The following is a 19445-nucleotide window of genomic DNA, read 5'->3' as shown; positions in this document are numbered from 1 at the left end:
CGGGCATGCCGTGTGCCACGGCATGCCGTTCATTCTTTCGGACGCTGAATCATGAACATCATCTGGGCGCGCTTTCTGGTGTCGCTCGTGCTGCTCGTGCTGATCGGCGTGTTGGTCGGCGTCTTCGCCGGCCCGACCGCGGGCCTCGTGTTCGTGGCCGTGATGCTGGTCGCACAGGGCTTTTTCAGCACCTTCCACACGCAGCGTCTGTGGCGTCTGCTCGACGCGCCGGTCTACGGCGAAGTGCCGAGCGCGCCGGGCATCTGGGGCGAGATCTACTATCGTCTGCACAAGCTCGCGAAGCAGTGGCATGCGCAGGTACGGCAGGTCGAACAGCAGCACTCGCGCTTCATCCAGGCGATCCAGGCATCGCCGAACGGCGTCGCGATGCTCGACGACCACGACCAGATCGAGTGGTGCAACGAGATCGCCGAGGTCCATTTCGGCCTCGACGCGAAGCGCGACCTGCGCCAGCACATCACCAATCTCGTGCGGCATCCCGATTTCGTCCGCTACCTGAATGCGCAGCATTACGACGAGACGCTCGTGATGCGCGGCATGGGCGGCTCGCGGCAGAACGTGCTGGCCGTGCAGGTGTTTCCGTACGGCGAGAACCGCAAGCTGCTGCTGACGCAGGACATCACCGAGCTCGAGCGCACCGACGCGATGCGGCGCGACTTCGTCGCGAACGTGTCGCACGAACTGAAGACGCCGCTCACCGTGCTGTCGGGCTTCCTCGAGACGATGCGCGAACTGCCGCTGAACGAGGAAGACCGCGCACGCTATCTCGAGATGATGGAGCAGCAGGCATCGCGGATGCGGCACATCGTCACCGATCTGCTGGTGCTCGCGAAGCTCGAAGGCGAGAGCAAGCCGCCGCTCGATCGCGCGATCGACATGCGTGCGGTGTTCGACCATCTGAAGGAGGACGCGCAGACACTGTCGAACGGGCATCACGACATCGCGTTCACGATCGACGAGACACTCGGCGTCACGGGCTCGCAAACGGAGCTGTTCAGTGCATTCGCGAATCTCGTCACGAACGCGATCCGCTATACGCCGGACGGCGGCAAGATCGCCGTGTCGTGGCGGCGCGAAGGCGCGCAAGGCGTGTTTTCCGTCACGGACAGCGGCTTCGGCATTCCGGCCGCCGATTTGCCGCGGCTGACCGAACGCTTCTATCGCGTCGATCGCAGCCGCTCGCGCGATACGGGCGGCACGGGGCTCGGGCTTGCGATCGTCAAGCACGTGCTGCAGCGGCACGACGCGCACCTGTACGTGCAGAGCGAGGAAGGGCGCGGCAGCACGTTCACCGCGCGGTTCCCGGGCTCGCGCATCATCGCGATCCGGCCGGCGGCGTACGAGGCGTGATCGTGTAACGGCATCGTCTGGTCAGGAGAAAAAAAACGCAGCCCTCGTGAACTGACCCCACAAAGTTGGACAGTTTAAGAAGGCTAGGCGCCCAAGGGCTGAGTTCTGTATTGAACGGGACTCAGCCCTTTTAGTTTGAGCTTGATGCGATCGTGGTTGTAGTAATGGATGTAGCGATCCAACGCATCGCGTAACTGTTCGACGCTAGCAAAGCGTTGCAGCCTGTAGCACTCTGACTTGAGCGTACCGAAGAAGCTCTCCATCGCGGCGTTGTCCAAGCAGTTGCCTTTGCGTGACATGCTCTGCGTCAACGCGTGCTGGCCAAGCAGCCGACGATACGCTGGCATCTGATACTGCCAGCCCTGATCCGAATGCAGCAGCGGTCGATCCTTGCGTCCAAGCTTGGTCAGCGCCTTCTTCAGCATACGGCTGACCATCTCGAAGCTTGGCCGTCGATCCATCTGATAGGCGACGATCTCCCCGTTGTACAGATCCATCACTGGCGACAGGTACAGCTTCTGGCCACCGACGTTGAACTCAGTCACGTCGGTTACCCATTTCTGATTCGGGCGCTCGACATCGAACTTGCGCTGCAGCAGATTAGGCGCGACACGACCAACTTCGCCTCGCCAGGAGCGGTATTTCTTTGGGCGCACCAAGGACTTCAGTCGCAATTGTCCCATCAGTCGTTGCACGGTCTTATGGTTGATCGCGTGTCCTGCCTGCCGGATTGTGGCGGTGATTCGCCGATAGCCGTAACGACCTTGGTGATGCTCGTACACGGTCCGGATCCTGGCTTTGAGATCGGCATGTCGATCACCGGCATCCAGCACCTTCAACTGATAGTAGAACGTGCTGCGCGCCAGATCTGCTGCTTTCAGAAGGGCTGCTATCGGATGGCATTGCCTGAGCTCGCGCACTATTTGCGCTTTTTCTTTGGCGCTGCTTGCTCCTTTGATCGCAGCAGCGCATCGAGCTTTTTTAGGTACGCCACCTCCGCACGCAGATATTCGTTCTCTTTGAGCAGGTCGTCGCGTGAGAGCGTGTCCGGCGTGCGTGCCTCATCGGGCTGCAGCGGGAACTCCGGTTTCATGTCTGGTTCAGGCTTCATGCTGGGCGGGCGTCCTCGTCGGCGAGGCTTCAGAGCATCTATACCGCCGTCATGATACAAGCGCACCCAAGTTGCCACGGTTCGGTCACCACGAATGTTGAATAGTGTCGCGACCTCGCGATACGAAAGCTCATCGCGCCACATACGCTGTAAAACCGAAAGCTTGAACTGCTCATCATAGTGGCTGTATTTCTTACTCAGTCCGGCAACGCCGTGCTCACGATACCGGGCGACCCACCGGTGCACTAGCGTATAGCTCAGGCCGTATCGCTTGCCCAACGCCTTCACTCCAGCGTTGCCGGCAAGGTACTCGTCTACGATTTGCCGCTTGAACTGCTCGTTGTACTTCGTCATGAAAAAACACCCCAAAGGTTGGATCGATGTCCAACTTTTGGGGTGCAGTTCACTCGGGCTGCGTTTTTTATTGGCGGCGACGCGGTGCGCAATCGGCGCCGCACTGCCGGCCCACTCACGAACAGAACTTCGCGAGCAGCCCGAGTTGCGCGTTGCGGATCGTCTTGCCCGCGCGGCGCCGGCGGTAGTGGCCGTCGCTGTGCATCTGCCATGCCGACTGGTTGTCGCCGAGGCACACCGACAGACCTTCGGCGATCACGCGCCGCTTGAGCTTGCGCTCGCGGATCGGGAACGCGACTTCGACACGGCGGAACAGGTTGCGGTCCATCCAGTCGGCGCTCGACAGATAGACATCCTCGGCGCCGCCCGCGTGGAAATAGTAGATCCGGTGATGCTCGAGGAAGCGGCCGACGATCGAGCGCACCGTGATGTTCTCCGACAGCCCGGGTACGCCGGGCTTCAGCGCGCAGACGCCGCGCACGATCAGGTCGACCTTCACGCCGGCCTGCGACGCTTCGTACAACGCGGCGATCACCGACGGCTCCAGCAGCGCGTTCATTTTCGCGACGACGCGCGCACGCTTGCCGGCTCGCGCGTTGTCGATCTCCGCACGGATCGATTCGATGATGCGCGGATGCAGCGTGAACGGCGACTGCCACAGCTCGTGCAGCGTGAGTTCGCCGCCGATCCCGGTCAGTTGCTGGAACACATGGTGGACGTCCTCGCAGATCTTCTGGTCGGCCGTCATCAGCCCGAAGTCGGTATAGAGGCGTGCCGTGCGCGGATGGTAGTTGCCGGTGCCGAGGTGCACGTAGCGGCGCAGCGACGCCTTGCCGGCCCGCACGACGCGCCGCACGATCAGCATCATCTTCGCGTGGCACTTGTGGCCGACCACGCCGTACACGACGTGCGCGCCGACAGCTTCGAGCTGCGAGGCCCAGTTGATGTTGGTTTCCTCGTCGAAGCGCGCGAGCAGCTCCACGACGACGGTCACTTCCTTGCCGTTGCGCGCGGCTTCCATCAGCGCGTCCATCAGCGGCGAATCGGTGCCGGTGCGGTAGATCGTCTGCTTGATCGCGACGACGCTTGGATCTTTCGCGGCCTGCTGCAGCAGTTCGAGCACGGGCTGGAAGCTCTCGTACGGGTGGTGCAGCAGGATGTCGCCATTGTCGATCGCGTCGAACATCGTCGGCGCGTTCGTGATCGCGGCCGGGGTGGACGCGGTGAACGGCGTGAACTTCAGGTCGGGGCGGTCGACGAGATCGGGAATCTGCATCAGGCGCACGAGGTTCACGGAGCCGGCGACGCGATAGCAATCCTTCTCGCCGAGTTCGCTTTCCTCGAGCAGGCGCCGCACGATGTGTGCCGGCGTGTCGGCCGACACCTCGAGGCGCACCGCGTTGCCGAGGTGGCGCGCGGGGAGTTCGCCTTGCAGCGCGACGCGCAGGTTCGTGATTTCGTCCTCGTCGACGAACAGTTCGCTGTTGCGCGTGATGCGGAACTGGTTGCAGCTCTTCACGACGAGTTGCGGAAAGAGTTCGCCGACGAAGCGCTGCATGAACGAGCTCAACAGCACGAAGCCGTGCTCGAAGCCTGACAGCGCGTGCGGCATGCGCACGACGCGCGGCAGCGCGCGCGGCGCCTGCACGATCCCCATTACGGCCTGGCGGCCGAATGCGTCGCGGCCTTCGAGCTCGACGACGAAGTTCAGGCTCTTGTTCAGTACGCGCGGGAACGGGTGGGCGGGGTCGAGGCCGATCGGCGTCAGCACGGGCAGCAGCTCGTCGAGGAAGTAGCGCCGTGCCCATTCGAGCTGCTCGTCGTTCCACGTGTCGCTTGCGTGGAAGTAAATGCCTTCCTGTTCGAGCGCGGGCAGCACGGTTTCGTGCAGCATCGTGTACTGTCGATGGACGAGCCGTTGCGCGCGTTCGACGACGAGATCGTAAGCGTGCTGTAACGACATGCCGTCGGGCGTCAGCGCGCCGGGGTTGTCGCGGATCTGCTCCTGAAGGCCGGCCATCCGGACTTCGAAGAATTCGTCGAGGTTGCTGCTGGTGATGCAGATGAAGCGAAGGCGTTCGAGCAACGGGACTTGCGGGTCGGCCGCTTGGGCCAGCACGCGCTCGTTGAAACCGAGGATGCCGAGTTCACGATTGAGAAGCGGGTAACGGACGGACATCGGCAGAGTAGGGGGAAATTCAGGCGATGATTCGAAAGGACGCTCGGAAACTCTCACGGTACGATGACGTGCTGATGACAATAATGTAGTTATATCGGGAAATTCTACGCTGTAACCGATTCGTCTCATAAAAGTTTCGGCTATATACAATCGAGCAGTGTGCATGCCCGTGAAGCGTGGCAATGGCAAGCGTTCCACGCTTAAAATGTCGCCTTTGATTGATCGCCCCGTGTTGCAGGAACGGCTGCTGCGGGTGAACGCGCACGGAGCCCCATTCTGATGGTTACAACCCCCCACTTGCTGGCTGCCGTGGATCTCGGCTCGAACAGCTTCCGGCTGATCGTCGGTCGCGTCGAGGAAACGCCGGCGGGCAGCCAGATTTATCCCGTCGATGCGTTGCGCGAGCCCGTCCGGCTGGCTGCCGGCCTGTCGAGCGACAAGATGCTCGATCGCGCGTCGCAGGAGCGCGGCTGGGAAGCGCTCAAGCGGTTCGGCGAGCGCCTGCGCGATTTCCATCCCGATCACGTGCGCGCGGTAGCGACCAACACGCTGCGCGTCGCGAAGAACGCCGGCGAATTTCTCGGCGAGGCCGAAGCGGCGCTCGGTTTCCCGATCGAAGTGATCGCGGGTCGCGAAGAGGCACGGCTGATTTATGCGGGCGCCGCGCACTCGGTGCCGGCGAGCGCCGGCAAGCGGCTCGTCGTCGACATCGGCGGCGGCTCGACCGAATTCATCATCGGCTCGCACTACACGCCGATCGTGATGGAGAGCCTCTATATCGGCTGCGTGAGCCATAGCCGCACCTTCTTCCCGGCCGGCAACGTCGACGAATACACGATGCGGCAGGCCGAACTCGCGGCCAAGCGCGAGATCCAGATCATTTCGAGCGAGTACAAGAAGGCCGGGTGGGACCAGGCGATCGGGTCGTCGGGCACCGCACGCGCGCTCGCGGAACTCGTCGAGGCGAACGGCTTCAACGATCCGGGCATCACGCACGGCATTTCGCGCGGCGGCCTCGAGCGCCTGAAGCGGGCGCTGATCAAGTCGGAGAACGTCAACCGGCTGAAGCTGATCGCGCTGAAACCCGACCGCGTGCCCGTGCTTGCGGGCGGCCTGGCGATCATGCTCGCGGTGTTCGAGGAGCTCGGGGTCGACTATGTCGACACGACCGACGGCGCGCTGCGTCTCGGCGTGCTGTACGACCTGCTCGGCCGGACTCAGCACGAGGACATGCGCGCGGTGACCGTCGAGGGCTTCACGCGGCGCTACGGCGTCGATCGCGCGCAGGCCGAGCGGATCGGCGCGCTCGCCGCGCGTTTCTACGACGAACTCGATGAAGCCGACGACGAGGCGCGCGAGGAAGCGCGGATGTTCCTCGGCTGGGCGGCCGCGTTGCACGAGATCGGCCTGTCGATCTCGCACAGCTCGTATCACAAGCATTCGGCGTATATCGCGAGCAACGCGGACATGCCGGGTTTTTCGCGCACGGACCAGGCGCGGCTCGCCGCGCTCGTGCTCGGTCACGCGGGCAAGCTCGGCAAGCTGTCGCAGGCGCGTGAGGTCGAGTGGCCGCTGCTGTTCTGCCTGCGGCTCGCGGCGCTGCTGTGCCGGCGCCGGACCGATGCCGGGCTGCCGGACATTTCCGTTTCGCAGATGAAGAAGGGCGGGTATGAAGTGCGCCTGCCGAGCGCCTGGGTCGAACAGAACCCGTTGACCGACTACAGCCTCAGCCAGGAGGCTGCCGAGTGGGAGAAGGTCGGTATTCCGTATCGCGTGGTCTATACGGGCGCGTAACCGCGCGTCGGCGGGCGGTGTGGCGCGTACCTGCGGGCGCGCTGCGCGATCGCTTTTTCAGGCCGTTCAGTCCGACGAGCAGACGATCGCCGTCAGGAACGGGAACGCCTGCTTGACGGTCGCGTCGCTGCCGGCTTTGCGCACGGCTTCCTCCACCGCGCTCTTCGTTCCGCGTACCACGACGCCGTAGGCCCAGTCGCCGATCGGCGTGCCGTCGCCCGGACGGAAGATCGGGTCGTTCGCCTGGTAACCGAGCACGACATAGACGCCGAAGCCATACGCCGTCAGCGAGCGGGCCGTGCGGAATGCGTTGACCGAATTCGATTCGACGTGCATCGGCTCCGACTGGATGTCGCCGGCGGCGAGCAGCGGCGCGACGAACTTGTGGCCGGTCGAGTGGCAGTCGAGCGCGTCGTCGAGCGCCTTGGCCGACGCGGTGCCGGTAGTCGCGAGCGCGAGCAGCGAGGCGCAGAGGATGGTCTTGAGAATGTTGTTTTTCATGCGCGGATGCGGGTTGTTCACGCGCATTATCGCGTGTTCCCGGAAGGGGCGTGCGCGGGCTTGGTGCGGCGTGACAGGCAGCGCGTGTCGTCGGCAGTCGGGCTTTCGCCGACGCGTGCGACATCGATGCCCTGATGATCCCTGCAGCCTACAATTGACTGGATTGCTGCAAATTGCGAATCCGGATGGGCGAGACGCGGGCCCGGAAATGGAAAAGGGGCTACGGTGTTTAACCGTAACCCCTTGATTCCTTTGGTCGGAGCGATAGGATTCGAACCTACGACCCTCTGATCCCAAATCAGATGCGCTACCAGGCTGCGCTACGCTCCGACGAGCCAAAGATTCTATCGTCTAATTACTGATTTGGTCAATCACGATATGCGGGTAAATGCCGCGGCGGTGAACCGGCCGCGTTTGCGACAATTCGCATGGTGATCGGTCGGCCCGGATGCATGTGCGCGGAGCCGGGCGCCGAAGCAAGGAGAAAATCATGATGAACCTGATCCTGTGGCGCCATGCCGAAGCCGAAGACTATGCGGCGAGCGATTTCGCGCGGCAGTTGACCGTCCGCGGCCGCAAGGATGCCCAGGCAATGGCCAAATGGCTGCGCGGCCGGCTCGAAACGAACGCGGTGATTCTCGCGAGCCCGGCGGCCCGCACGGTGCAGACCGTCGAGGCGCTGACCGACCAGTACCGGACCGTCGACGCGCTCGCGCCGGGCGGCAGCGTCGACGACGTGCTGACGGCGGCCGGCTGGCCGGAGGGCATCGCGCCGACGGTCGTGATCGTCGGGCACCAGCCGACGCTCGGCAGCGTCGCTGCACAACTGATCGCCGGCAGCGATGACAGCTGGAGCGTCAAGAAGGGGGGAATCGTGTGGCTGGCGAGCCGCACGCGTGACGGCAGCCGGCAGGCCGTGCTGAAGGCGGTATTGACGCCCGAACTGGTGTGAAGCCCGCCTGAAGCGGGTTGAAGGCTTTCGTCATACGGTTCTGCAAGCTTTCTGCTAAAGTCAATTCGGCGACACGTCATTGAAAGGACACGGTCGTGCCACATAACGGTCACGGCCGATTACTACATTGGCGGGCATGTCGTCTTATTCCTTACGACCAGGAAAGCCTAATGCGAGAACTGCCGACGCCTACGCTCCCCTTTGCCTCGCTTCCCCTCGACACGTCGCGGCGTCACCTGCCGCGCGCTGCTGAAACCGTCACATCGGAGTATCGCCTGCGCGCTGCGTGGGCACGTACGGAAGACGAACTGCGCGAAGCGCAGCGTCTGCGTTACAGCGTGTTCGCCGAAGAAATGGGCGCGCAGGTCAGCGGCCCCTCCGGTCTCGACGTCGATCCGTTCGATGCGTACTGCGATCACCTGCTGGTGCGCGATCTCGATACGCTGAAGGTCGTCGGCACGTATCGCGTGCTGCCGCCGCATCAGGCGGCGCGTGTCGGCCGCCTGTACGCCGAAGGCGAATTCGACTTGTCGCGCCTCACGCACCTGCGCGGCAAGATGGTCGAAGTCGGCCGCTCGTGCGTGCACAGCGACTACCGCAGCGGCGCCGTCATCATGGCGCTGTGGGGCGGTCTTGGCGCGTACATGATGCAGAACGGCTATGAGACGATGCTCGGCTGCGCGAGCGTGTCGATGGCCGATGGCGGCCACTATGCGGCGAACCTGTACCAGTCGCTGTCGGCGGGCTCGCTGACGGCGCCCGAGTACCGCGCGTTCCCGCACACGGCGCTGCCGGTCGACGAATTGCAGACGGGCACCGTCGTGGCGCCGCCGCCGCTGATCAAGGGCTACCTGCGTCTCGGTGCGAAGATCTGCGGCGCGCCGGCCTGGGATCCCGACTTCAACTGCGCGGATTTCCTGACGCTGTTTCGCCTGTCCGATATCAACGCGCGCTACGCCCGTCACTTCCTGGGCTGAGCCGTCTGAACCGCGTAGCGCCCGTTCTCGGCGGGCGCGCGCCAAACGAACGCCGTCGCGCGGCAGCCTGCCATGCGACGGCGTTCGTGCATTCGGTCAATGCGCGTGTGTCTGGCCCTGTTAATTTGATCGGTGTGCGCGTCCCGGCGTGCCACGGGGTGGCACGTTCACGAACGGCCCGGTTGCGAGACGGGCCGGACGGCAGGGCGGCTCGCTCAGTGCTTGCGCCGCCAGTCGAGCAGGTGGTGTTCCGCCATCCAGTGGTGGATCATCCCTTCGCCTTCGTGGCTGCGCTTGTATTCGCGCGACTCGAAGTACGACAGCGCGACCAGCACCATCAGACCAATGAACAAGCCGATCAGGCCCGCAATTTCTTCAGACGACATGGCAGCCTCCTTTCCTCGGCAAAGCGCCATGCGTACATAGTAGGACATGCGCGGCGCGACTCCGAAGCCGGAATTCCGCTAGACTCGGCGCGGTTCTGGCGCGCGATGGGCGCGCCGTTTTCCGGAGCGATACCCGATGACCCGTTTCATGCTGGCCGTGCTGGCCGCGTCCATTCTCGCCGGCTGCACCAGCGATCCTCATCAGGCCCGCCGCGGCCATCCGCCGGAAGATCCGGCCGACTATCACGGCGTGCCGACCGACATGACGCCGCCGTCGATGCTCGACGCGCCGCCGCCGAAACCCGTGCAGTAACGCTCGGCCTGGCTAGCCTTCAGGCGTGTTGTGCGTCGGTGCCGATGCGCCGCAACAGCCCCGGCAGGTAGCGTGCGAGCGTCGCGCCGCGCGCGGCCATGAACAGCAGCAGCGCGAACCAGAGCCCGTGATTGCCGAACGTCCCGACGGCCGCGAGCGTGGCCGCGATGAAGATCGAGAACGACACGACCATCGCGCGCATCAGCGATTGCGTCTGCGTGGCGCCGATGAATACGCCGTCGAGCAGGAAGCCCCACACGGACACGATCGGCGAAATCGCAGCCCACGGCAGGTAACGCAGCGCGACCGCGCGAATCTCCGCCTGGTCGGTCAGGCGCGCGACGATCCAGCCGCCGGCCGCCCAGTAGACGAGCGCGAACAGCAGCGCGCCGAGCGCCGACCAGAGCAGCGTGACGCGCACGGCCTGCCTGAACGCGCGGCGGTCGCGTGCGCCGGCTGCCGCGCCGACGAGCGCTTCGGCCGCATGCGCGAAGCCGTCGAGGCCGTACGCCATGAAGGTCTGGAAATTCAGCAACAGCGCATTCGCCGCGAGCGTCGCGTCGCCCTGTTTCGCGCCGAGGTGCGCGAACCAGCCGAATGCGCCGAGCAGGCACAGCGTGCGCAGGAAGATGTCGCGATTGAGTACGATCAACCGCTTGAGCGCCGCGCGATCGGCGAGGGCGCGCACCGCGATCGGCGCGAGGCCGCGGGGCCGCAGCCGCCACAGCATCCACGCGCCTAGCGCGAAGCCGCATGCGTCCGCGGTCGCGGTCGCGGCGCCGATGCCGGCGATGCCCCATCCGAAGCCATACACGTAGAGCAGCACCGCGCCGATGTTCACCGCATTGATGAACACCTGCGCGACGAGTGCAAGCCGCACCCGTTGCACGCCGAGCAGGTAGCCGAGCACGACGTAGTTCGCGAGCGCGAACGGTGCGCTCCAGATCCGTGCGTGACTGTAGGCGAGCGCCGTCGCGCGGACGGCATCGCTGCCGCCGAGCGCGGACAGCGCGAACGACAGCAGCGGCACCTGCAGCGCGAGCACCGCGGCGCCGAGCGCGAACGCGACGATCAGTGCGCGCAGCAGGTTCAGACGGATGCCGGCGGCGTCCCCGGAGCCGTGTGCCTGCGCGACGAGGCCGGTCGTTCCCATCCGCAGGAAGCCGAAGCCCCAGAACACGAAATTGAAGAACAGCCCGCCGAGCGCGACGCCGCCGAGATACTGCGCGCCGTCGAGGTGGCCGGCGACGGCCGTGTCGACGGCGCCGAGGATCGGCTGGGTCAGGTTCGCAAGGACGATCGGGAACGCGAGCGCGAGGACGCGCCGGTGCGTGACGGTGGCCGAGCCGGTGCCGGCCCCGTGCGGTAACGCGGATTCGGACATGGCGGAAGCGTCAGGCGCGTTCCTGCACGCACACCCACGGCGACACGACGACGGCCCACAGCTCGGGGTTGCGCGCCGCGTAGTCGGCGGCGGTCTCGGCCGGCATGCGTGCAACGAGGCCGGCGGACAGCCAGCGCGTGACCTGGTCGGATTCGTCACCGGCGATCGCTTCCGCGACGCTGACGAGGTCGAGATCGCGCGCGACGGACAGCAGCTTGCCCTGCGCGAAGAAGCGTTCGAGATCGCACCAGTCGATCTTGGCGGTCTCACCGAGGAGTTTGGCGTAGAGCGGGCTGTGCGACGCGCCCGCGGCGGGTTGGTGTTCAGAGGACATCGTTGTATTGGAAAGACTGCGTGGCGCCACTATAAACCATCCGGCCGGGGGCGCCGCGGGCGCTCACGCGTCGCGCAGCGCGCGGCGCACGATCTTGCCGGTCGCGGTCATCGGCAGGCTGTCGACGAACGCGATCGCGCGCGGATACTCGTGTGCGGCGAGCCGTGTGCGCACGTGCGCCTGCAGCGCGCGAACGAGCGAATCGTCGCCGGTGTAGCCGGGGTTCAGCACGACGAACGCCTTGACGATCTCGGTGCGCGTGGCGTCCGGTACGCCGACGACGGCCGCCATCCGCACCGCCGGATGCGTGAGCAGGCAGTCCTCGATCGGGCCCGGGCCGATGCGGTAGCCGGCGCTCGTGATCACGTCGTCGTCGCGGCCGACGAAGCGCACGAAGCCGTCGGCGTCGATCGTGCCCGTATCGCCGGTGAGCAGGTAGTCGCCCGCGAACTTGTCGCGCGTCGCACCGGGATTGCGCCAGTACTCGAGAAACATCACGGGATCGGGGCGGCGCACCGCGATGCGTCCCTCGACGCCGGGCGGCAGCGGCGTACCGTCGGCGTCGACGATCGCGACCGCATGACCGGGCACCGCCTTGCCGATCGCGCCCGGCTGCGCATCGAACAGCGCCGCGCACGACGACAGCACCATGTTGCATTCGGTCTGCCCGTAGAACTCGTTGATCGTGACGCCGAGCGCTTCGCGCCCCCAGGCCGTCAACTCGGTGCCGAGCGATTCGCCGCCGCTCGCGACCGATTTCAGCGACAGCGCGTAGCGTTCGCGCGGTGCCGGGACGGTGCGCATCAGCTTCAGCGCGGTGGGTGGCAGGAACGCGTGCGTCACGCCGTGCCGCGCCATCAGCGCGAATGCCGCTTCGCTGTCGAATTTCTCGAAGCGGCGGGCGAGCACGGGCACGCCGTGATGCCATGACGGCAGCAGCACGTCGAGCAGGCCGCCGATCCATGCCCAGTCGGCCGGAGTCCAGAACAGCCGCGCGTCGCGGGGGAAGCATTGCTGCGACATCTCGACGCCCGGCAGGTGGCCCAGTAATACGCGGTGGGCATGCAGCGCGCCTTTCGGTTTGCCGGTCGTACCGGACGTATAGATGATCACCGCAGGATCGTCGGCGGCGGTGTCGGCCGGCACGAACTCGGGCGATTCGGCCGCGAGCGCCGCGTCGTAGCGCAATACGCCCGGCGCATCGGGTGCATCGTCGCCGACGCAATAGACGGTGCGCAGCGCCGGCAACTGCGCGTGCAGCGGCGCGATTTTCGCGTAGCCGGCCGCGTCGGTGACGAGCGCGGCCGCTTCGCTGTTTGCGAGACGGTATTCGAGCGCATCGACGCCGAACAGCGTGAAGAGCGGCACCGCGATCGCACCGAGCTTGTACGCGGCAAGGTGCGCGATGGCCGTTTCCGGGCCCTGCGCGAGAAAGATGCCGATCCGGTCGCCGCGGCGCAGGCCGGCGCGCGCAAAGCTGTTCGCGAGCCGGTTAGAAGCATTCCTCAGGTCGTCGAACGTGAAGCGTGAAACGTCGCCTTGTGCCGTTTCATGGATCAGCGCGAGGCGCCCGCTGCCGTCCGCCCATTTGTCGCAGACGTCGACGCCGATGTTGTAGCGCGCCGGAACGTCCCATGCGAAGCGGGAGAGCAGGTCGTCGTAGCGGTCGGCGGCGGGCAGCATCGGGTTGTCTCCTTGGTGCCGATCATGGCGCCGGTCGCGCGGATTACATCAGGATTTCACGCGGGCGAAACCACAATGGCGTCTGATGATAGGGAATGTGCGGACTCGTCTGTTTGGTACTGCTCAGTGCACGATTCCGGAATGACGCATAAGATCACGACACAACAGTGATAGGACCATGGATTTGCTTCTGATTGCTGCGGGGTTCAGCCTGATCGGAATCGGCTTGCTGGTCGCGTTCGCGCGCCACGTCGATCCGTTGTCCGGCCGGTTTACCGGCCGTCTGCGCAAGCGCTGATTCAACCTTCCCGATTTTGCCCGAGACGGCACGCGATGCACATCGGCATCGCGTGTCGACTGCCCGCGCTCAGCGCGCCGGCAGGTAGCGCGACGGATCGATCGACCGGCCGCCGTAGCGCAGCTCGAAATGCAGCGCGACGCGATCGCTGTCGCTGTTGCCCATCTCGGCGATCGACTGCCCCTGCGTGACCGACTGACCTTCCTTCACCAGCAGCGCGCGGTTGTGCGCGTAGGCGGTGAGATAGTCGGCGTTGTGCTTGAGGATGATCAGGTTGCCGTAGCCGCGCAACCCGTTACCCGCGTAGACCACGACACCCGGCGCGGCCGCGACCACCGGCGTGCCCGGCGAGTTCGCGATATCGATGCCCTTGGATTTCGAGCCGTCGAACGTGCGGACCACGTTGCCGGCCGCCGGCCAGATCAGCGCGATGCTCGTGGCTGGCTTGACGGCCGATTCGACCGGCGCGGAAGGCGCGGGGCGGGCGCGGCCGGCACTGCCGGTGCCGGTGGTCGACGGCGTCGATGCGGTCGTCGTGCCGGGCGGCGGCGCGACGCGCAGCACCTGGCCGACTTCGATCGCGTCGGGGTTCGTCATCTGGTTCCAGCGCACGATGTTCTGTACCGACGTGCGGTTGTCGCGCGCGATCTTGTACAGCGTATCGCCGCGCTCGACGCGGTAGAACCCGGGGCCGACAGGCGCGGAGCCGCACGCGACGAGCAGGGCGGCGCAGGCGGCTGCGAAGAGTCGCTTCGTTGTTGTTCCGAACATTGAACCTCGCAAAACCCTGCCGCTGATGACGCGGCAGGCAACACAAAACGTCCGATTTTAACGGGTTCGACCCGTGTACCGCAGTTTGGGCCGTTGCGGGGGCTGTCGCGCGCCGCTTCGGCGCGCGGCGTATCAGCCGGCGAGCGGCACCACGCGAATTCGCAGCGTGGCCGTTTCGGTCGCGCCCGGCGCGAGCATGCGCAGCCCGAGGCCGTTGTGGATCGCATCCGGCAGGCCGAGCCACGGCTCGACGCAATAGAAGTCCGATTCCGGCTTTTCGGTCCAGGTCGTGACCGCGTACCACGGGATCGAGCCCGGCACGTCGAGCGCGATCTCGATCGTGCGGCGACGGCCCGGCATCACGATGCGCACCGGCGTGGACGGCTCGCCGTCGAGGCAGTGGAAGCGGTCGAGGATGTCCGGATCGTCGAGGCGGTAATGCGCTTCGCCCGGCTCGGGCGTGCTGATCGAGCCGTCCGCGCGCTGCATGCAACGGCGCGTGGGCGGCAGCTCGAGCGTGGTGTCGGCGCGTTCGCCGTGCGGCAGCGCGAAATAGAAGTGGTGGCCGGCGTAGTAGGGCAGCGGCGTGTCGCCGCGATTGGTCGTCGTGAGCGCGACGTCGAGCGTGTGCGCGTCGGCGAGACGGTAGGTCGTTTCGAACCGGAAATCGAACGGATAGCTCGCGCGCAGCGCGTCGTTCGCGTCGAGCGTCATCGACAACGCCGCGCCGTCGGCCGACGGTTGCGCGGCGAACGGCAGGTCGCGCGCGAAACCGTGCATCGGCAGGTCGCGGACCACGCCGGCGGCGTCGCGCCAGCGGCCGAGTTCGCCGTCGACGCGGTGGCGGCCGAGAAACGGGAACAGCAGCGGATTGCCGCCGCGTACGCGCGCGAGATTGCTCCAGTCGGCCGTTTCCGGCCAGAAGATGACCGGTTCGCCGTCGACGTGCCATGACAGCAGGCGGCCGCCGAATTGCGGGGCGACCCGGACGAGCGAAGGGCCGGCGTGAAGTTCGTGAATGTCGTGTTGCTGAAAGATCGGCATGGCGGATCGGGCTGAACGGGTGGACGGAACACTGCGCGACGGCGCGCTCCATTATCGGGCGCGATGCGGTCCGGGAAAACCCTTCTCGGGAAATCGCGAGTTTTTAAGACTGTCAACGGTCGGGATAATGCCTCTAAACCGGTGATGTTGCCGGGTCATGACACTTCGAGGAGGCGCCATGGATCTGGCAATGGCAATGGGACTCGCACTGTTCGGCATGTTCACCGGCAGCACGGTATTATTTTTCTATCAGCTCGGCCGCTGACGGCAATTCCTGCCGAAGTCGAAAGGCCCGCCATGCAAATGGCGGGCTTTTTGCTTTCTGTGTGCTTACAAGTTGCAAGCGTTTGTGTGCATTGCCGCAATATCCAGCCAAATGCCTTGGCGCAGTAATCCTGGCTCGGCATAATCGGGGCGCGTTTTTTCGGACGCGCATCGCGTCGTCCGTCTTTCTTCCCGCTTAATTTTCACTAAAAGGACCGACGCGTGAGTCTCTGGTTTCTGGTATTCCTGAGCGTCCTGCAGGGCGTCACCGAACTCTTCCCCGTCAGCAGCCTTGGCCATACGCTGCTCGTGCCGGCGCTGTTCGGCATGCACATCGACAAGCACGCGCCGCAGCTGCTGCCGTTCCTCGTGGCGCTGCACCTCGGCACCGCGCTGGCGCTGCTGTGGTACTTCCGCGCGCGCTGGATCGCGCTGATCACCGGCTTCTTCGCGCAGCTCGGCGGCCGCAAGAACGACGACGGGCACCTGATGTGGGCGCTCATCATCGGGACGATCCCGACCGGCATCGTCGGCCTGCTCCTCGAGAAACGCATCGAACGCGTGTTTCACGACCTGCGGATCGTCGCGATCGCGCTGATCGTGAACGGCGTGCTGCTGTGGCTCGGCGATCGCATCCAGCGCAGCCGCGCGCATCAGGCGCCCGAGAAGATGACGTTCAAGCAGGCGTTCTTCGTGGGCCTTGCGCAGATCGGCGCGCTGATTCCGGGCTTTTCGCGCAGCGGGCTGACGATGATCGCGGGCAACGCGGCGGGGCTGACGGCAGAGAAGGCGGCGGAGTTCTCGTTCCTGCTCGGCACGCCGATCATCTTCGCGGCGGGCGTGCTCGAACTGCCGAAGCTGTTCCATGCGCGCGACCAGCTCGCCGACGCGCTGCTCGGCGGCGTGCTGACGGCGATCGCCGCGTACCTGAGCGTGCGGTTCCTGATGCGCTATTTCGAAGGGCGCGGCCGGCTCGCGTCGTTCGGCGTGTATTGCGTGATCGCCGGCGTGTTCTGCCTCGGCTGGTTCATGCTGCATCCGCAGCCGGTTTGATGCTGTGATGGCCGGCGTCGCGTGAGGTGACGCGATGATCGGGTATAATTTCGGGCTCGGTTACATACCGGGCCCGTTTCGTTTCGGGGCTTCGAGTTCGGTGGCGCGGTTGCTATTGCTCGAAGGTTCGTGCCAAATGCGGTCCGCGTCAGGCCGTGTCTTTTCTCCTCGACCGCCCTTAGCTCAGTTGGATAGAGCAACGGCCTTCTAAGCCGTAGGTCACTGGTTCGAATCCAGTAGGGCGGGCCAATGTTCCTCGGCAGATCAACGGGTTGTACGCTGTCTGTTTCCCTCGGTGGGTTGCAGGGTCGGTCTTCATCGCATACGGTTCTCGCGTGGGCTGGCGCACCCCGATGACAAAGACATCGGATTGCGCGGCCGTTATGGTGCAGTCGTTGCGATTGCTGTGGAACGGTTAAAGACATGCGAAGAGAAATTCGACCCGCAGCGGTTTCGTTTCTGATGGTGTTCGCGATCGCGACGCGCGCGACAACGCCATGTCCTGGCGATGCCAAATGCGAAATCTCCATCGAAGACAGCGTAGCCATCTATGCTGAAATGGCTGCGATCACCCAAATATGTGCCGAACGGGATGCCGTTAATGCCAGTCGATACGATCTGGGTCTCCGCAAGGAAGTCGAGTTCGATTCGCGAGCAGACCAAGAGCGCTTGAATGCCGTTCTAAAGCATCCTGACCTTCCGAGGCTCATTCAAGATGCATACCGAGCGATCGTCGCCGAGCAGGGGAGTTCATGGCGTCATGATTGCGAGGCGCTGCTGAGAAGTGCGGATGCGATCAAAGGCGGGAAAAGCCCGAATTAAGTCATCGCTCAAGCCGCGTCGCAGCATTTGGCCGCCTTCGTCGAACCTGTCCGCATTTTTGTGGGCGAGGCGGTTGAACAACAGGTTATCCACGCGCCTGCGTGAATCGCTCGCCGAACAGGATAGCAAACTGGTTCATCGCTGATTTCCAGTCGAAGGCGGCCCGCACGGTCTTGGCCAGCACGTTGCGCAGCGCCAGCCAGAGCAGCTTGATCGCCGCCTCGTCATTGGGGAAGTGACCACGGGTCTTGATGATCTTGCGCAGTTGCATGTTCAGACTTTCAATGGCATTCGTTGTGTACACGACCCGTCGAATCTCCGGCGGAAACACGAAGAACGGTATGACGTGCTCCCAGGCGCGCTGCCACGATTGCACGATGGTCGGATATTTCTCGCCCCACGGGCCGTCGGCGAAGTCCTGTAACGCCTGCCTTGCCGCCTCTTCGCTAGCGGCTGCGTAGATCGGGCGCAGGGCTGTGGCGAGCGCCTTACGGTCCTTGTAGCTGGCGTACTCGAGGCTGTTGCGGATCAGATGCACGATGCAGGTCTGAACGGTTGTCCGCGGATAGGCTGCACTGATGGCCTCGGTCAGCCCCTTCAGGCCATCGACCACGGCGATCAGGATGTCCTGGCAGCCGCGCGTCTTGAGTTCGTTGAACACCTTGAGCCAGAACTTGGCGCCCTCGGTCTGCTCGATCCAGAGGCCCAGCACGTCGCGCTGGCCGTCGGCCTGGATGCCCAAGGCCAGATAGACGGCCTTGTTGCTGACCACGCCGTCGTCGCGGATCTTGACCCGCAGCGCATCGAAGAACACCACCGGGTACATTGGCTCGAGCGGGCGGTTCTGCCAGCTCAGCGCCTCGGCCATCACCTCGTCGGTGACCGAGCTGATGAAGTCGGGCGACACTTCGGTGCCGTAGTGCTCGGCCAGAAACCCTTGAATCTCGCGCACACTCATGCCGCGGGCGTACATCGCGATGATGCGTTCGTCGAAGCCGGTGAAGCGGCGCTCGTGCTTGGGAATCAGAATCGGCTCGAAGCTGCCGTCGCGATCGCGGGGGACTTCGACCCGAACCGGGCCACGATCGGTGATGACCGTCTTGCCGCTGGCGCCGTTGCGCTCGTTGGCTTGCCCGGTAGGCTTGGACTGGCCGGACGGGTAGCCCAAATGCAGATTCATCTCGGCGCCCATTGCGCGTTCGATGATCGCTTTGTTGAACGCCAGCATCAGATCCTGGACCTCGGTCGGCGTCATCGGCCCCTTGACCAGTTGGTCCAGCAGTTCCTTGGGCAACTCAGGCAGCGGCCCGCGGGCCGCTGCCTGACGCGCTACGGTTTGTCTTTTCTTCTTCATCGGCATATCCATGGCTTTTACACCTCATGATATGCCCCGCCCACAAAATGACGGATAGGTCCCCTTCGTCTGCCCAACCTTCGGTGGAAGGTTGAGCCCACACCCCACGACTAGCTCTCCAGCCAGTCGATCCATTCCGGTCGCGCGCCGTCATTTACATAGAAGTCTGCGATGGCCTTGTAGCACTGTTCCACCTGAATGCACCACGCCACCGGGTACTCGTCTTTTTGACCGTTGCTCAACGTGTATTCTTCGTTGCCGGGCTGGCCTGCCTTACCGATCGAGGTAAAGCCACTGTCACCCTCATGACGCAGGTACATGAGCCACGCGTGCTCGCAGTTGCGCAGCATGCACATGCTGGGTCCATCTGCGGCTGACACCCAAAGCTCAAACTGCGGCACTTCATCAAAACGGTTCAACGCCTCGCCCAGTTCCTTCAGCGAGACGATGCTTTCCGTACAGCCATTGAACGAGATCGACACGGTCATCGTGGGCACGCT

18 protein-coding genes and 2 tRNA genes are annotated in these 19445 nt (G+C 64.6%); 8 read left to right on the top strand and 12 right to left on the bottom strand.

Features of this window, described 5'->3' with window-relative positions:
- Positions 1–51 precede the first annotated feature (51 nt).
- Positions 52–1371: a phosphate regulon sensor histidine kinase PhoR gene (phoR, locus tag BBJ41_RS05580; RefSeq protein WP_069745667.1), complete on the top strand. Its 1320-nt coding sequence runs from the start codon at positions 52–54 to the stop codon at positions 1369–1371.
- Positions 1372–1454: 83 nt separating this feature from the next.
- Here the strand turns inward: phoR and BBJ41_RS40225 are convergent.
- Both BBJ41_RS40225 and ppk1 read right to left on the bottom strand, forming a co-directional pair.
- Positions 1455–2836, bottom strand: a protein-coding gene (locus BBJ41_RS40225) for an IS3 family transposase (RefSeq protein ID WP_156814746.1) whose coding sequence is annotated in 2 segments (ribosomal slippage) — positions 1455–2356 and positions 2356–2836 — 1383 coding nt in all. Because the reading frame shifts where the segments join, the coding sequence is not laid out codon by codon here.
- Positions 2837–2951: 115 nt separating this feature from the next.
- Positions 2952–5015, bottom strand: coding sequence for a polyphosphate kinase 1 (gene ppk1 / locus BBJ41_RS05565; RefSeq protein ID WP_069745665.1), 2064 nt, complete (start codon positions 5013–5015; stop codon positions 2952–2954).
- A gap of 279 nt (positions 5016–5294) precedes the next feature.
- Between ppk1 and ppx the strand changes: the two genes are divergently transcribed.
- Complete coding sequence (gene ppx / locus BBJ41_RS05560; RefSeq protein WP_069745664.1) at positions 5295–6809, top strand: exopolyphosphatase; 1515 nt, start codon at positions 5295–5297, stop codon at positions 6807–6809.
- Between the two features lie 66 nt (positions 6810–6875).
- On the opposite strand, the gene BBJ41_RS05555 is transcribed toward ppx, so the two are convergent.
- A complete protein-coding gene (locus tag BBJ41_RS05555) occupies positions 6876–7310 on the bottom strand; it encodes a hypothetical protein (RefSeq protein ID WP_069747599.1) in 435 nt (144 codons plus the stop codon).
- A 253-nt stretch (positions 7311–7563) separates the two neighbouring features.
- Positions 7564–7640, bottom strand: a tRNA-Pro gene (locus tag BBJ41_RS05550).
- Between the two features lie 160 nt (positions 7641–7800).
- Between BBJ41_RS05550 and sixA the strand changes: the two genes are divergently transcribed.
- Together sixA and BBJ41_RS05540 are read left to right on the top strand one after the other, a co-directional pair.
- The gene (gene sixA, locus BBJ41_RS05545; RefSeq protein ID WP_069747598.1) at positions 7801–8262 is read left to right on the top strand and encodes a phosphohistidine phosphatase SixA; all 462 of its coding nucleotides are present in this window, start codon (positions 7801–7803) and stop codon (positions 8260–8262) included.
- 170 nt (positions 8263–8432) lie between these two features.
- Positions 8433–9239, top strand: coding sequence for a GNAT family N-acetyltransferase (locus tag BBJ41_RS05540; RefSeq protein WP_011351620.1), 807 nt, complete (start codon positions 8433–8435; stop codon positions 9237–9239).
- A 215-nt stretch (positions 9240–9454) separates the two neighbouring features.
- Here BBJ41_RS05540 and BBJ41_RS40220 read toward each other — a convergent pair whose 3' ends face one another.
- On the bottom strand, positions 9455–9625 hold the full coding sequence (locus BBJ41_RS40220; RefSeq protein WP_006476323.1) for a hypothetical protein: 171 nt from the start codon (positions 9623–9625) through the stop codon (positions 9455–9457).
- A 136-nt stretch (positions 9626–9761) separates the two neighbouring features.
- On the opposite strand from BBJ41_RS40220, the gene BBJ41_RS41090 reads away from it, so the two are divergent.
- Positions 9762–9938, top strand: a complete 177-nt coding sequence (locus BBJ41_RS41090; protein WP_163012818.1) for a hypothetical protein — start codon at positions 9762–9764, stop codon at positions 9936–9938.
- Positions 9939–9957: 19 nt separating this feature from the next.
- Here the strand turns inward: BBJ41_RS41090 and BBJ41_RS05535 are convergent, their stop codons facing one another.
- The 5 genes from BBJ41_RS05535 to BBJ41_RS05515 all read right to left on the bottom strand — a co-directional run bounded on the left by BBJ41_RS05535 (position 9958) and on the right by BBJ41_RS05515 (position 15452).
- On the bottom strand, positions 9958–11322 hold the full coding sequence (locus BBJ41_RS05535; protein WP_069745663.1) for an MATE family efflux transporter: 1365 nt from the start codon (positions 11320–11322) through the stop codon (positions 9958–9960).
- A gap of 10 nt (positions 11323–11332) precedes the next feature.
- Positions 11333–11656, bottom strand: a complete 324-nt coding sequence (locus BBJ41_RS05530) for a DUF2288 domain-containing protein (protein ID WP_069745662.1) — start codon at positions 11654–11656, stop codon at positions 11333–11335.
- Positions 11657–11719: 63 nt separating this feature from the next.
- Entirely contained in the window at positions 11720–13339 is a 1620-nt protein-coding gene (locus tag BBJ41_RS05525) for an acyl-CoA synthetase (RefSeq protein WP_069745661.1), read from the bottom strand.
- A 367-nt stretch (positions 13340–13706) separates the two neighbouring features.
- Entirely contained in the window at positions 13707–14408 is a 702-nt protein-coding gene (locus BBJ41_RS05520) for a peptidoglycan DD-metalloendopeptidase family protein (protein ID WP_069745660.1), read from the bottom strand.
- Between the two features lie 132 nt (positions 14409–14540).
- Positions 14541–15452 carry an aldose epimerase family protein gene (locus tag BBJ41_RS05515; RefSeq protein ID WP_069745659.1) on the bottom strand — a complete coding sequence of 304 codons (912 nt, stop codon included), beginning with the start codon at positions 15450–15452 and terminating at the stop codon, positions 14541–14543.
- A gap of 486 nt (positions 15453–15938) precedes the next feature.
- Here BBJ41_RS05515 and BBJ41_RS05510 point away from each other — a divergent pair, with 486 nt between their 5' ends.
- The 3 genes from BBJ41_RS05510 (at position 15939) to BBJ41_RS05500 (ending at position 17591) form a co-directional block, all read left to right on the top strand.
- A complete protein-coding gene (locus tag BBJ41_RS05510; RefSeq protein ID WP_069745658.1) occupies positions 15939–16769 on the top strand; it encodes an undecaprenyl-diphosphate phosphatase in 831 nt (276 codons plus the stop codon).
- Between the two features lie 172 nt (positions 16770–16941).
- Positions 16942–17018: transfer RNA gene (locus BBJ41_RS05505), tRNA-Arg, on the top strand.
- A 174-nt stretch (positions 17019–17192) separates the two neighbouring features.
- Positions 17193–17591 (top strand): hypothetical protein, encoded by a 399-nt coding sequence (locus BBJ41_RS05500; protein WP_156814745.1) that lies wholly within the window; start codon positions 17193–17195, stop codon positions 17589–17591.
- A gap of 85 nt (positions 17592–17676) precedes the next feature.
- Here the strand turns inward: BBJ41_RS05500 and BBJ41_RS05495 are convergent, their stop codons facing one another.
- Both BBJ41_RS05495 and BBJ41_RS05490 read right to left on the bottom strand, forming a co-directional pair.
- Positions 17677–18951, bottom strand: coding sequence for an IS256 family transposase (locus BBJ41_RS05495; protein ID WP_371295762.1), 1275 nt, complete (start codon positions 18949–18951; stop codon positions 17677–17679).
- Positions 18952–19055: 104 nt separating this feature from the next.
- The gene (locus tag BBJ41_RS05490) at positions 19056–19433 is read right to left on the bottom strand and encodes an Imm1 family immunity protein (protein ID WP_197680893.1); all 378 of its coding nucleotides are present in this window, start codon (positions 19431–19433) and stop codon (positions 19056–19058) included.
- Positions 19434–19445: the final 12 nt, after the last annotated feature.

Origin of the sequence: Burkholderia stabilis, assembly GCF_001742165.1 — a bacterium.
GTDB lineage: Bacteria > Pseudomonadota > Gammaproteobacteria > Burkholderiales > Burkholderiaceae > Burkholderia > Burkholderia stabilis.
Note: the sequence above shows the minus strand (reverse complement) of the source record. Positions and strands in the feature narration are given on the sequence as shown.